10 protein-coding genes, 1 tRNA gene and 1 pseudogene are annotated in these 12857 nt (G+C 60.4%); 1 reads left to right on the forward strand and 11 read right to left on the reverse strand.

The genetic code is table 11. The features are described from left to right. The 7 genes and pseudogenes from F475_RS30035 to rimO form a co-directional block, all read right to left on the reverse strand. Nucleotides 1–223 (reverse strand): annotated as a pseudogene (locus tag F475_RS30035) (IS3 family transposase); the annotation flags it as partial. Nucleotides 224–337: 114 nt separating this feature from the next. Then, entirely contained in the window at nucleotides 338–1036 is a 699-nt protein-coding gene (gene tsaA / locus F475_RS30040; RefSeq protein WP_018926951.1) for a tRNA (N6-threonylcarbamoyladenosine(37)-N6)-methyltransferase TrmO, read from the reverse strand. A gap of 185 nt (nucleotides 1037–1221) precedes the next feature. Beyond that, nucleotides 1222–1992: an SDR family oxidoreductase gene (locus tag F475_RS30045; RefSeq protein ID WP_018926950.1), complete on the reverse strand. Its 771-nt coding sequence runs from the start codon at nucleotides 1990–1992 to the stop codon at nucleotides 1222–1224. Between the two features lie 190 nt (nucleotides 1993–2182). Next, nucleotides 2183–2653 (reverse strand): DUF1456 family protein, encoded by a 471-nt coding sequence (locus F475_RS30050; protein ID WP_018926949.1) that lies wholly within the window; start codon nucleotides 2651–2653, stop codon nucleotides 2183–2185. A gap of 75 nt (nucleotides 2654–2728) precedes the next feature. Beyond that, a complete protein-coding gene (locus F475_RS30055; RefSeq protein ID WP_019580978.1) occupies nucleotides 2729–3439 on the reverse strand; it encodes an rRNA pseudouridine synthase in 711 nt (236 codons plus the stop codon). A gap of 128 nt (nucleotides 3440–3567) precedes the next feature. Beyond that, nucleotides 3568–4041: a GNAT family N-acetyltransferase gene (locus tag F475_RS30060; RefSeq protein ID WP_018926947.1), complete on the reverse strand. Its 474-nt coding sequence runs from the start codon at nucleotides 4039–4041 to the stop codon at nucleotides 3568–3570. A 125-nt stretch (nucleotides 4042–4166) separates the two neighbouring features. After that, complete coding sequence (gene rimO, locus F475_RS30065) at nucleotides 4167–5504, reverse strand: 30S ribosomal protein S12 methylthiotransferase RimO (RefSeq protein ID WP_018926946.1); 1338 nt, start codon at nucleotides 5502–5504, stop codon at nucleotides 4167–4169. A gap of 290 nt (nucleotides 5505–5794) precedes the next feature. Here rimO and F475_RS30075 point away from each other — a divergent pair, with 290 nt between their 5' ends. Then, nucleotides 5795–7696, forward strand: coding sequence for a potassium transporter Kup (locus tag F475_RS30075; RefSeq protein WP_018926945.1), 1902 nt, complete (start codon nucleotides 5795–5797; stop codon nucleotides 7694–7696). A gap of 60 nt (nucleotides 7697–7756) precedes the next feature. Here F475_RS30075 and F475_RS30080 read toward each other — a convergent pair whose 3' ends face one another. The 4 genes from F475_RS30080 to F475_RS30095 all read right to left on the reverse strand — a co-directional run bounded on the left by F475_RS30080 (nucleotide 7757) and on the right by F475_RS30095 (nucleotide 12849). Further along, on the reverse strand, nucleotides 7757–8083 hold the full coding sequence (locus F475_RS30080) for a DUF3077 domain-containing protein (protein WP_111455440.1): 327 nt from the start codon (nucleotides 8081–8083) through the stop codon (nucleotides 7757–7759). A 473-nt stretch (nucleotides 8084–8556) separates the two neighbouring features. Next, nucleotides 8557–9852: a virulence factor family protein gene (locus tag F475_RS30085; protein WP_064619969.1), complete on the reverse strand. Its 1296-nt coding sequence runs from the start codon at nucleotides 9850–9852 to the stop codon at nucleotides 8557–8559. Then, nucleotides 9852–12494, reverse strand: coding sequence for a bifunctional lysylphosphatidylglycerol flippase/synthetase MprF (gene mprF, locus F475_RS30090; RefSeq protein ID WP_018926943.1), 2643 nt, complete (start codon nucleotides 12492–12494; stop codon nucleotides 9852–9854). Before mprF ends, F475_RS30085 begins: the two co-directional genes overlap by 1 nt. A 278-nt stretch (nucleotides 12495–12772) precedes the next feature. Continuing rightward, a tRNA-Met gene (locus F475_RS30095) sits at nucleotides 12773–12849 on the reverse strand. Nucleotides 12850–12857 lie beyond the last annotated feature (8 nt).

A 12857-nucleotide genomic window follows, 5' to 3' on the forward strand; every position in this document is an offset into this window, starting at 1 on the left:
GTTCGTCCATCGGTCGGCTCCTCTGGGCGCGAATAGAGGCGCCTTGGCTCCAGTCCTGCCGCCCATGCTTGCGTAACCACACCAGCACAGTCGACCGCCCCTGAATCCCGTAGCGCCGTTGAGCCTCTTTATAACTCAACTCGCCTTTTTCGACCTGATCGACGACTGCCAATTTAAAGCCCAGCGTGTAATCTCGCTGGCTGCGCCTTTTCCCCGTATCCATTGGTTCCTCCTGAAGATAAGTCAGAAGGTGTAAACCTTATTCAGGACGAGACATAGTGCACAGAAAAGCCCGCATGACCTGAGAAGGTCATGCGGGCTTTTTCGTTTCCGGGGTTCAGGCTTTTGCGGGAATGACTTCCAGGACGCGGATCACGCCCGTCTCAGGATAATGCCAGCGCACATCCAGATCCCAGAACTGCGCGCCGTATTCGCGCTCAGGCGTAGGAATCTGGTACGCCGGGCGTGGGTCTTGTGCCAGGCATTGCTCGATCAACTCGACCAGAGGCTCGCCAAGCCGCTGAGCGTGGCCGTGGGCCTGTTGCAGGGCCGAGTCCGTCCACTGCACGGGAATCAGCAGCGGCGGGGCGCTGGCGATGTCGTTGGACGCCGTGTCGATGATGTCGGCGTAGGGCACGTAGGGTTTGATGTCGAGAACTGGCGTGCCGTCCAGCAAGTCGATGCCGGAGATCCACAGTCGATTCGCTTCGACCTTGTCCAGTTTGACCACCGACTGGCCGATGCCGTTAGGACGATGCGTCGCGCGGGTGGCGAACACGCCCATGGATTTGTTACCGCCCAGGCGCGGCGGGCGGACTTTGAGGCGTGGCTTTTCTTCCAGCGCTTGATGGAACAGGAACAACAGCCATACATGGCTGACCTGCTCCAGCCCCTGCACCGCATCACCTTGATCGAACGGCGCTACCAGCTCCAGTACGCCCCGAGCGGCCGGGGCCAGTTGCGGTTGACGCGGAATGGCGAACTTCTCCTTGAAGCAGGAGCGCACGAAGCCGATGGGGGAAACGCTGTAGGTCATGGTCTGGGGTCGAGGCCGGGATTAGGGCGGCATGATAACCCGAGCGGCCTCGAGATCGGTGCTGCCTATTACTCCGTCATCGCGGGCAAGCCACGCTCCCACAAGGTTCTCGAGTGAACGCAAATGTTATGTACGGCATAAAACCTGTGGGAGCGTGGCTTGCCCGCGATAGCCGCGCCGCCGATCTAGAGACTAAACCCGCCATCCAAAGGAATGACATTCCCGGTCATATACGCCCCGGCCGTACTTGCCAGGCTAATCGCCAGCGCCGCCATTTCTTCCTCCCGGCCCCAGCGCTTCATCGGAATCAACGCCGTGTCCTCGGCCAGCGCCTGCTCATCGTTGCCGATGTGCTGAGTCATCTTGCTCGGGAAACGTCCCGGTGCGATTACGTTGACGTTGATGTGCTGGCTCACCAACTCTCGCGCCAGAATCCGCGACAGTTGATGCAGGGCGGCTTTGCTCGGGCCGTAGGCATACGCCTGTTCGCCGAAGGAAGAAATCCCGGCCACCGAACCGATGTTGATGATCCGTGCCGGATTCGCCGCCGAACCGGCCTTGCGCAGCAGCGGTAGAAATTGCTGGATGCAGTTGAACACCGAGGTCACGTTGAGCTGCATGACTTTTTCCCAGCCCTTGACCGGATAACTCTCCAGCGGCGCACCCCAGGTGGTACCGGCATTGTTCACCAGAATATCCAGTTGACCAATTTGTTCGCTCAATTGCGCAGCCAGTTGCTGAACGCCTTCTTCATGAGCCAGGTTGGCGGCCACGGCGTGGCAAATCCCGAAGGCACTCAGCTCATCGGCAGTTTGCTGACAGGCTTCGGCATCCCGGGCGCACACGTACACGATGGCGCCGGCCTCGACATAAGCCTTGGCGATCATTTTGCCGATACCGCGGGTGCCGCCGGTCACCAGAGCGGTGCGGCCTTGCAGAGAGAAGTAGGGATGCATGGCGAGTCCTGAGAGCTGAGGGTCAATACACCCTAGTCTTCAGCCGCCGAAAGCGGAGCCACTATTTTTGCGCGGAATGAACATCTATACAGATTGGTCTGCGACCGCGCTTGTAGGAGCCGGCTTGCTGGCGATGGCGTTCTCAAGATCGCCATCGCCAGCAAGCCGGCTCCTACAAGCGCGGCGCGATTTACTGGGGGCGCACGCGCAGGGTCAGGCCTTTGAGGAAGTTGCGCAGCAATTGATCGCCGCACGGGCGGTAGTTGGTGTGGCCGAACTTGCGGAACAGTGCGCTCAGTTCAGGCTTGGACACCGGGAACTCGGCGGCCTTGAGGATGGCGTGCATGTCGTCTTCCTTCAGTTCGAAGGCGACGCGCAACTTCTTCAGGATGATGTTGTTGGTCACCGGCACTTCGATCGGCTGCGGCGGACGGCTTTCGTCCTTGCCACGCTTGAAGATCACCAGGCCATCGAGGAAATGCGCCATGACTTCGTCCGGGCAGCGTACGAAACCTTCCTCGTCTTCTTCTTTCTTGTCGAGGTACGTCACCAGGTCTTCCAGCGTGACGTCCATGCCGCCGAGCTTGATGATCTCGATGACTTTCTTGTCGCTGATGTCGAGCATGTAGCGCACGCTGCGCAGTACGTCGTTATGAATCATGTGTGCAGTCCTGATATTTCGCTGTGGGCGCCGCATGAAGCTGCGGCGCCGAAATGTATGGCGGCGGGAAAAGCCTTAGAACTTCTCTTTGCCGGACAGGTAGCGCCATTGCCCCAACGGCACTTTGCCGATGGACACACCGCCGATGCGGATGCGGCGGATGGCGACGACCTTCAGGCCGACGGCCTGGCAGAACAGGGCGATCACGCCCGGTTGTGGGTTTTTCATGGCAAAGCGCAGGCGGTTTTCGTTCTGCCAGCTGGCCTTGACCGGCGGCAGTTCCTTGCCCTTGTACGTCAGGCCGTGGTTCAGGCGGTTGAGGCCGTGAGCCACCATGTCGCCTTCGACCTCGACCACATATTCCTGCTCGATCTTGCTGGCATCGGCGGTGAGTTTGCGCAGAATTTTCCAGTCCTGGGTGAACACCAGCAGACCGCTGGCGTTGGCCTGCAGGTCGGCGCTGGCGGTCAGGCGCAGGAAGTGGCCCTTGAGCGGACGTTTGCCGTAGCGGTGTTCTTCGCTCAGGGTCGCGGCGCTGAGGGTCGCCATGGCGCTGTCCGCGTCCATGCCTGCCGGAACGTTCATCAGGATGGTCACCGGCTCCGGCGCGGTGGCCTTGGCCTCTGGGTCGAGCTCGACTTTCTGGGTGTCGACCTTGAACTGCGGCTCGTCGATGACTTCACCGTCGACGGTGACCCAGCCGCCCTCGATGAACAGCTCAGCCTCCCGACGGGAGCAGCCGACGAGTTCGATGAGGCGTTTGGAGAGACGAATCGGGTCAGTCATGACAGGGCCGTAACAAAAAAGGGGTGGGCATTGTACCTGCCTGGCGCCGGTTAATCGCGGGTCCATTTGCCTCATGTGTTTTTAATGTGGGAGCGAGCAAGCCCGTTCCCACATGGCGCCATGGTGTGTCAGCCGTTGCGCGCCAGTTGCTGGCCCTGGCGCAAACGCATGTGCAGCAACGGGTAAGGCTGGCCCATACCGTCATGCTCCGAACGACCAATCACCTCGAAGCCCTGCTTGAAGTAAAAACCCAGGGCCTGTGGGTTCTGCTCATTGACGTCCAGCTCATCGGCGTTCAGGTGTTCCAGGGCATAGCGCAGTAATTGCTTGCCCAGGCCTTGGCCACGGTGATCCGGATCGATGAACAGCATTTCGATCTTGCCCGCCGCCACGCCGGCGAACCCGGTGATGCGCTGGCGCGAGTCTTTGGTGCAGATCAGCATGACGGCGTCGAGGTAGCGGGTCAGGACCAGGTTCTTCAGCAGTTCGATGTAGCTGTCGGGCAGAAAGTCATGGGTAGCGCGCACCGAGGCTTCCCACACGCGGGTGAGTTCTTCGTAGTCGCTCTGTTTCGGTGTGTAAATGACCGAATGTTGGCGCATGGCCGCTTGCTCCTTCTGTTAAGAGCCGTTCCCGTAAGGCTGCGAGTTTTTTCTCCCACAAAACGATAGACGTAAAAAAGCCCCGCATCTCGTCAAGAGAGCAGGGCTTTTCGTATTTTTTGCGTTTAGATCTGTTCAGCCCACAGGTCGTATTCGTCGGCGTCAGTCACTTTGCACCAGACCTTGTCGCCCGGCTTCAGGTTGCTGCCATTGTCGATGAACACGTTGCCGTCGATTTCCGGGGCATCGAAGAAGCAGCGGCCAACCGCGCCTTGCTCGTCGACTTCGTCCACCAGCACTTCGATCTCACGGCCGATGCGCATTTGCAGGCGTGCCGAGCTGATGGCCTGCTGGTGCGCCATGAAGCGATCCCAGCGGTCTTGCTTGACGTCGTCCGGAACGATCTCCAGGTCCAGATCGTTGGCCGGTGCGCCTTCGACCGGCGAGTACTGGAAGCAGCCGACGCGGTCCAGCTGGGCTTCGGTCAGCCAGTTCAACAGGTACTGGAAGTCTTCTTCGGTTTCGCCGGGGAAGCCGACGATGAAGGTCGAACGGATGATCAGGTCCGGGCAGATTTCGCGCCAGTTCTTGATGCGCGCCAGGGTCTTGTCTTCGAAAGCCGGGCGTTTCATGGCTTTGAGGACTTTCGGGCTGGCGTGCTGGAACGGGATGTCCAGGTACGGCAGGATTTTCCCGGCGGCCATCAGCGGGATCAGCTCGTCGACGTGCGGGTACGGATAAACGTAGTGCAGGCGAACCCAGACGCCGAGGGTGCTCAGGGCTTCGCAGAGTTCGGTCATGCGGGTTTTCACCGGCGCGCCGTTCCAGAAACCGGTGCGGTATTTCACGTCGACGCCATAGGCGCTGGTGTCCTGGGAAATCACCAACAGCTCTTTGACACCGGACTTGACCAGGCGCTGGGCCTCGTCAAGAACATCACCGACCGGACGGCTGACCAGTTTGCCGCGCATCGACGGGATGATGCAGAAGCTGCAGCTGTGGTTGCAGCCTTCGGAAATCTTCAGGTAGGCGTAGTGGCGCGGGGTCAGTTTGATCCCTTGCGGCGGCACCAGGTCGATCAGCGGGTTGTGATCCTGACGCGGCGGCACGACGTCGTGCACGGCGTTGACCACTTGCTCGTACTGCTGCGGACCGGTCACGGCCAGCACACTCGGGTGCACGTTACGGATATTGCCTTCTTCGACGCCCATGCAGCCGGTCACGATGACCTTGCCGTTTTCCTTGATGGCTTCGCCGATCACTTCCAGGGACTCAGCCTTGGCCGAGTCGATGAAGCCGCAGGTATTGACCACCACGACGTCGGCGTCCTGATAAGTGGACACAACGTCATAGCCTTCCATGCGCAGCTGGGTAAGGATGCGCTCGGAGTCGACCAGTGCTTTCGGGCAACCCAGGGATACGAAGCCAACCTTTGGATTGGCCGGCGCAGGAGTGGTGGACATGTCTAACCTCGGTATTTGTGACGCCTCCAGCCGATGACGGCAAGGCGACAGACGGGCGCTATGTTGCACCCTCTGGTCAAAAAGTGCGCAATTCTAACGATGGGCGGCGCACTTGACCAGCTTTATGCAGGGAAATACGACGAGTGCTGCGCTATGCTTCGCGCCTTTACGCTTTACCGATTTTTTACAGTCAATAAATCGTCTGTAACAACAAGTAAAACAGTGCATGCTGCACCACAAATCATAGTGCTTCTTTGAAGAAGCCCGGATCTGAGTAGTAGGAGTGATGGATGGGGCAGGCAAGTAGTCAGGCGATAGCCGGTGGACATTCGGCGGCGAAGCCGATCAGCATGCTGGTTGCGGCGGTCGGAGTGGTTTATGGCGACATCGGCACGAGCCCGTTGTACACCCTAAAAGAAGTGTTTTCCGGTGGCTATGGCGTGCCCGTCAACCATGACGGCGTGCTGGGCATTCTGGCGCTGATCTTCTGGTCGCTGATCTGGGTCGTGTCGATCAAATACATGATGTTCGTGCTGCGTGCTGACAACCAGGGCGAAGGCGGGATCATGGCCTTGACCGCGCTGGCACGACGAGCGGCGGGGGGGCATGCAAAATTGCGCACGCTGCTGGTTGTCTGCGGGCTGATCGGCACGGCGCTGTTCTACGGCGACAGCATGATCACCCCGGCGATTTCCGTTCTTTCGGCGATCGAAGGGCTGGGGCTGGCCTTCGAAGGCATTGACCATTGGGTGGTGCCGCTGTCGTTGATCGTGCTGGTGGCGCTGTTTCTGATCCAGCGTCATGGTACGGCCCGGATCGGCATTCTGTTCGGGCCGATCATGGTCACCTGGTTTCTGGTACTCGGCGCGCTGGGCGTGTACGGCATCAACCAACACCCGGAAGTGTTGCAGGCGATAAACCCGGTCTGGGGCGTACGCTTCTTCATGGACCATCCAGGCATGGGGATCACGATTCTTGGCGCCGTGGTGCTGGCGTTGACCGGTGCCGAGGCGCTGTACGCGGACATGGGCCACTTCGGGCGCAAGCCGATCGCTCGGGCCTGGTTCATCCTGGTGTTGCCCGCACTGGTGCTGAACTACTTCGGTCAGGGCGCATTGCTGCTCGGTGATCCGGAAGCCGCCCGCAACCCGTTCTATCTGCTGGCGCCAAGCTGGGCGCTGATCCCGTTGGTCGCGTTGTCGACCATGGCCACGGTGATTGCCTCGCAAGCGGTCATCTCCGGTGCATTCTCCCTGACCCGCCAGGCGATCCAGCTCGGCTACATTCCGCGCATGCGCATTCAGCACACCTCCAGTGCCGAACAAGGGCAGATTTATATCGGCGCGGTGAACTGGGCGCTAATGGTCGGCGTGATCCTGCTGGTACTGGGCTTCGAGTCCTCCGGCGCCCTGGCCTCGGCCTACGGCGTGGCGGTGACCGGGACCATGTTGATGACCACGATTCTGGTGTCGGCGGTGATGCTGCTGCTGTGGAAGTGGCCACCGGTTCTTGCGGTCCCGGTGTTGCTCGGCTTTCTGTTGGTGGACGGTCTGTACTTCGCCGCCAACGTGCCAAAAATCGTTCAGGGTGGCGCGTTCCCGGTGATCGCCGGTATAGCACTGTTCGTCCTGATGACTACCTGGAAACGCGGCAAGCAACTGCTGGTGGATCGCCTGGACGAAGGCGGGCTGCCGCTGCCGATCTTCATCAGCAGTATCCGCGTGCAACCGCCACATCGGGTCCAGGGCACCGCTGTGTTCCTTACCGCTCGCCCGGATGCCGTGCCCCACGCGTTGTTGCACAATCTGCTGCATAACCAGGTGCTGCACGAGCAAGTGGTGTTGCTGACAGTGGTGTACGAAGACATCCCGCGCGTCCCGCCGCAACGACGTTTCGAGGTCGATTCTTACGGCGAAGGCTTCTTCCGGGTCATCCTGCACTTCGGTTTCACCGACGAGCCGGACGTGCCGCAAGCACTGAAGCTGTGTCATCTCGATAACCTGGACTTCAGCCCGATGCGCACCACGTACTTCCTCAGCCGCGAGACAGTCATCGCCTCCAAGCTCGAAGGCATGGCCCGTTGGCGCGAGGCGTTGTTCGCCTTCATGCTGAAAAACGCCAATGGCAACCTGCGTTTCTTCAATCTGCCGCTGAACCGGGTGATTGAGTTGGGTACCCAGGTCGAGATGTAAGCCCCATGAAAAAGCCCCCGTTGCCATGAAGGTAGCGGGGGCTTTTTTGTGTCTGTGCCTTTACTTGCTTTCAGGCAACTCTTCTTCAGATTCGGTCTTTGTTCGGGCGGGTCGCGGTGTCAGCACCTTCACCACATCATCAATCACCGCCTTACTCATCGCCGTCAAATAATGCGCGGCCCAGGCGTGGCGGTCGGTGTCTTTTGCGTAGGCTGCATCCTCGGTAAATGATCTGACGAGGAACAGCAGGTCGGAGGCTTGTGACAAGGCATCAACAATGGGGACGTCGGCGCGGACGTTGAACAACGCCTGATCCGAGCAGTAGATGAGAGGGGTGAAGCCAAGGGTTTTTAGTTCTGAAATCGCGGAAACATCAATTTTAGTCATAGTCAAAAATCCTAGTTGAGGAGCTGACTCATTCGTTTCCAAGCGAATGGGTGACAGCTGTACGCAGGTTGGAAACCGGGAACTAGGAAACCGGCACGCCCGAGGGCGTCCCACGCACAGCTGCCATAACTCATGATCACAAAAAACGCATGCAATCATGAAGGGGCGCTGTTGCGGCTAGTATCCGACGGGTTTCCAAGCCCGATCGCTGAATGGTCAGCGACGTCCGAGAGTATCCCGTCGAAGAAAAACGCAACAAGACGGCAAAGTGCCCAAAAAGAAAGATTCGGAGTTTGCCTACAAGGTCTGCGGGCGTCATCCGATATTGTGACACCTTCTGTAAACGAGACTAAACATGTCCCCATTTATCTGAGTTCAGCGCAGCCCCCTGTGGTGCGGTTAAATTGCGTGCTAATGAAAAAGCCCCCGCAACCATAAGGTGTCGGGGGCTTTTTTGTGTCCGGGGACTCAGATCACTCCTGAGCCGCCGTCTCCTTCGCTTGACGCTTCACGATGGCATCCACCAATCGCTGCGCCAACGCCGGGTAGTTCTCGTCGAAGTGATGGCCGCCAGGCAGTTTCATCGCTTCGCCCACGGCGGTCTTGTCGGTGCAGCCGCTCTCGTCGACTTCTTCCTCACCGTAGATGCACACCACTTTCGCCGGCGGCAGCTTGGCCATTTCCGGGCCGGTGGCGGCTTCTTTGCCGGCGTTGCCGAGCCAGCCTTCGACTTCGATCTCGAAGCTACCGGTGCGGGCGAAGGCCAGCAGGATGATTGCGTCGACCCGCTGCTGTTCGGCTTCCGGCAGGCGGTTGTAGATGGCTGGCAGAACGTCGGCGCCGAATGAGTAGCCGGTCAGGATGAAGCGCTTGGTGCCCCATTTCTGCCGGTAGTGCTGCATCAGTTCGGTCAGGTCCAGGGCGCTTTGTTCCGGGCTCTTGTGCTGCCAGTAGTAGCGCAGGGTGTCGATGCCGACCACTGGGTAGCCGATCTTGGCCATCTCGCCGGCCACGTCGCGGTCCAGGTCGCGCCAGCCGCCGTCGCCGGAGAGGAATAGGGTCACGGTGTCCTTGGCTTGGCCGGCTGGCACTTCGACCACCGGAATCTGCAGGCCGCCAGCGGCTTTATCGCCACCGACGAGGGTTTTGCGCAGTTCGTTGTTCAGCACTTGCGGCAGGTTGATGTCGTAGTCGCTGATGCTGGTTTCGGCGTTGGGCTGGTCACGCACGAAGCCGGCGCTGGTGTCGTCCGGGTTGTCGTTCCAGGCCACCAGCCAGTGACCGTGGGCGGCACTTTTTGGCAGCAGATGAGTGCAGCCAGGTTTTTCCAGGGCCAGGTCAACCGAAATGGCCTGGGCCTTGTCGTCCTTCTGCTCGGCCAGCCAGCGCCACGCCAGCACGGCGCCAGGGCCGATGCCGCTGACCAGGGTTGCCGGGCCTTTGAGCTCTCTGAGGCCTGCCTGCAGAGCGCGACTTTGCTGGATGCAGTCCTTGGGCAGGATCACCTGGACGATCTGCGCCGAGCCGCTGCGGCTCAGGGTCATCAATTGTTTATCGCTGAGCTTCTGCTCTTCATTGACCGCCACCAGCACCTGCGCGCGCGGCGTGGTGCCGGGGATGACGCGGGTCATCGCGGCGCCATCGGCTGGCGTCAGCAGTTCGAGGGTCGGTTCGGGTGCCGGGCGTTTCAGGTACCAGTAACCGCTACCGACAATCAGGGCCAGCACTACCAGTGTGGCCAGTACGTACCGCAGGGAGCGTTGAATCATCAGCGTTTCACCAATCCAGTCAAGCCGCCCGCAATCAGGGCGGCAGTGTCGGCCAGGGCCACCAGCGGATCGAGTCCGGCGGGCACGGCCATATAACGGGGTTCCCAGTCAGGCTGGAACTTGTCTTTGAAGCGGCGCAAACCTTGGAAGTTATACAGCTGCTCACCACGGCGGAACACCATCGAGCCCAAGCGCTGGGTCAGTGGTGCGCCGCGCCGGGGTTGCAACCCCGACAATGGCACCATGCCCAGGCTGAAGCGCGCGTATCCATGATTTTTATAATGTTGAATCAGGCCGACCATCATGAATTCCATGGTCAGCTTAGGGGCGTCGGGGTGTGCGCGCATCAGGTCGAGGCTGGCCAGTTCATGACCGTAGGTCTCGAGCAGGTTGGCGAACGCCACCGGGCGCCCTTCGAAACGAATCACCGCGACACGGAAGTGCTTGAGGTAGTCATCGCTGAAACGCCCAAGCGAGAAGCCTTTCTCGCGCACATTCTTGCCGGTCAGCCAGGCATCGGAAATCACCTTGAGCTCGTCCATCGGCGCTTGCCCCGGCTCATGGATCTCCAGCGAAAGGCCGTCACGGGTGCCACGGTTCCAGGTGTAGCGCAGGTCCTTCATCTCTTTGCCTTTGGCTTCGAGATCGAAACGCTTGAGGTCGACCCGGGCTTCTTCGCCGAGCTTGATCGCAGTCAGGCCGATGTCCATGTAGTACGGCAGGTTCTCGGCACGCACTTGATAAAACACAGGGCGGGCGTGGTGGATATCGCACAGGTCACGGAACTGCCAGATCATTTCCGCCCGTTGCTGGGTCGGGCCGATCGGGTCATACAGCGCTACCAGGCTGCGGCCACGGCGGGCGTACATCAGGAACGCCTCGTCGTTGGGGTGAAACAGCAGCGCCTTGTCACCGGTCAGGGCCAGGCCGCCATCCGGTTGGGACGAGGCCATGAGGATATTAGCCGCGCGCTCCAGTTCATCGGAGGTTGGCAGGTGGATTATCGGACGCGCGGTACGCAGCAGCCACGTCAGGGACACCACCACCAGCAGCACCGCGGCACCCAGCAACGAACGCAAACCTCGCGGGGCGTCGGCGTCGAGGGTGAACTGCCACCAGAGTTGATGGCTGTACGGAACGTCCTGATAGGCGAACAGCAGCAACCAGATCGATGCGCCGAGTACGCAAAGACTCGACACCAGATACAGCGGCGAAAACGGCAGCTCGGTCAGGCGGCTGGGACGGTAAAACGAACGCCGGAAAACCCCCAGCAAACTTGCTGTCAGGGTCATCAGGCTGGCTTCTTCCCAATCGAAGCCTTTGAGCAGAGAGAGCACGGCGCCGACCAACAACAGAATGGTGGTCAGCATCCACGCGGCCGACAGGCGGCGACGCAAGCCCTGAGCCAGCAGCAGGCAGAGCACGCCCACCAGGCTGGCGCCGAAGTGCGAGGCGTCGACCAGTCGATGCGGGATCAGAAAGCCGATGTGTTCAAGACGCGTATCGATCTCCGGCGTTACGCCAGAGAACAGCAACACCACGCCGGACAGGAACACCAGCACCGCCAGAATCGGCGCGGCCAGGCCTGAGGCGGCGCGTAGCGTCTGGCGTGTCTGAAACAGGCGCTGGCCTTCGTTGATCAGCAGCAGTACGCAAGCCACCAGCAGCGGCAAGATCACGTAGATCAGGCGGTAGAGCAGCAGGGCGGCAGCCAGTGGTGCGGCACCGAGCTTGTCGGCGAAGGCCGCCAGCAAAATCGCTTCGAACACCCCGACACCGCCGGGTACATGGCTGAGCACGCCAGCGGCCAGGGCCAATAGATAGACCAGCAGGAACGCACCGAAGGGTGGCGCTTCGGGCAGCAACAGATAGAGCACTGTCGCGGCGGCGGCCACGTCCAGGGCTGTGATGACCAGTTGCAGGAAGGTCAGGCGGCGGCCCGGCAGGCGCAAGGTGCGGCGGCCGACCTTGACCAGTAGGTTGTCCGGGTAAGGCTGTTCCGGCAAGCGACGGCGGTAGATACCGATCGCCAGTACCGTGGCGAGCAGCAGCACGGCCCCTGCAATCGCACCCAGCAACGTCTCGGAGAAACCCAGGGCCAGCGAGGCGGCGGGCAGGTTGCTGAGGGTGGCGAGGGCGGCCAGGGGCGGGAGGGCGCAGCCGAGCGAGAGGCTGGCAAACAGCGTCATGTGCGCGACTTCCGAAGCCCCCACGCCATGCCGTGCATATAGACGGTAGCGAACCGAGCCCCCCGACAGCAGCGACAGACCGATGGCATTGCCGATGGCGAAGGCGGTGAAGCCCCCCAGCGCCACGACTCGCGGCGCCAGTGTCACGCCGGCATAACGGCTGGCCGACCATTCGTAACCCAGCAGAATGATGAAGCCGACGACGGTCGCGCCTAACGCTCCCAGCAAGGCCGGTCTCGGCACTTCCAGGATCGAGTCGTGCAGCGCGTACAGATCGAGTTCGCTCAGCAGGTGACGACAGGCAATCAGCGCGATGGCGAACAGCAGCAAAGTGACCGCCAGACCGATGGGTTGACGGTATTTGCTGATTCGATCCAGCAAGCGCAGACGCTCAGCTTTGATCGGTTGTGTCGCTGTGACGGTGTCTTGTGGATCAGACGAGTTGGCGCGCATCAATCACCTCTTGGATTGTGCGCGACAGGATGGGGGTATCCAGCCAAGTTACCAATCCCTGTAGAAAAAAATAATCACAAATATTAACGCGTCTCACCGGGTATCGGCGATGGCGCATCACCAGTCGTCGAGGGTTTTCCTTGCGGTTCAGCCTAGGTCTGAACTCACAGTCTGGCGACCCTGAACGGCTCACTGCACAGTGACAGATCATTGTTGCGAAAGGACTTTTTCAACAGATACAAAAAAGGCCACTCTTTCGAGTAGCCTTTTTTGATGTTTGGTTGCGGGAGCCGGATTTGAACCGACGACCTTCGGGTTATGAGCCCGACGAGCTACCAGACTGCTCCATCCCGCGTCTGTGTG

The organism is Pseudomonas sp. URMO17WK12:I6 (assembly GCF_003253625.1).
GTDB lineage: Bacteria > Pseudomonadota > Gammaproteobacteria > Pseudomonadales > Pseudomonadaceae > Aquipseudomonas.

Bases quoted from the DNA above. Each gene is read 5' to 3' on its own strand.
- tsaA (WP_018926951.1), bottom strand. From the start codon at position 1,036: ATGACCTACAGCGTTTCCCCCATCGGCTTCGTGCGCTCCTGCTTCAAG.
- F475_RS30045 (WP_018926950.1), bottom strand. From the start codon at position 1,992: ATGCATCCCTACTTCTCTCTGCAAGGCCGCACCGCTCTGGTGACCGGC.
- F475_RS30050 (WP_018926949.1), bottom strand. From the start codon at position 2,653: ATGATTCATAACGACGTACTGCGCAGCGTGCGCTACATGCTCGACATC.
- F475_RS30055 (WP_019580978.1), bottom strand. From the start codon at position 3,439: ATGACTGACCCGATTCGTCTCTCCAAACGCCTCATCGAACTCGTCGGC.
- F475_RS30060 (WP_018926947.1), bottom strand. From the start codon at position 4,041: ATGCGCCAACATTCGGTCATTTACACACCGAAACAGAGCGACTACGAA.
- rimO (WP_018926946.1), bottom strand. From the start codon at position 5,504: ATGTCCACCACTCCTGCGCCGGCCAATCCAAAGGTTGGCTTCGTATCC.
- F475_RS30075 (WP_018926945.1), top strand. From the start codon at position 5,795: ATGGGGCAGGCAAGTAGTCAGGCGATAGCCGGTGGACATTCGGCGGCG.
- F475_RS30080 (WP_111455440.1), bottom strand. From the start codon at position 8,083: ATGACTAAAATTGATGTTTCCGCGATTTCAGAACTAAAAACCCTTGGC.
- F475_RS30085 (WP_064619969.1), bottom strand. From the start codon at position 9,852: ATGATTCAACGCTCCCTGCGGTACGTACTGGCCACACTGGTAGTGCTG.
- mprF (WP_018926943.1), bottom strand. From the start codon at position 12,494: ATGCGCGCCAACTCGTCTGATCCACAAGACACCGTCACAGCGACACAA.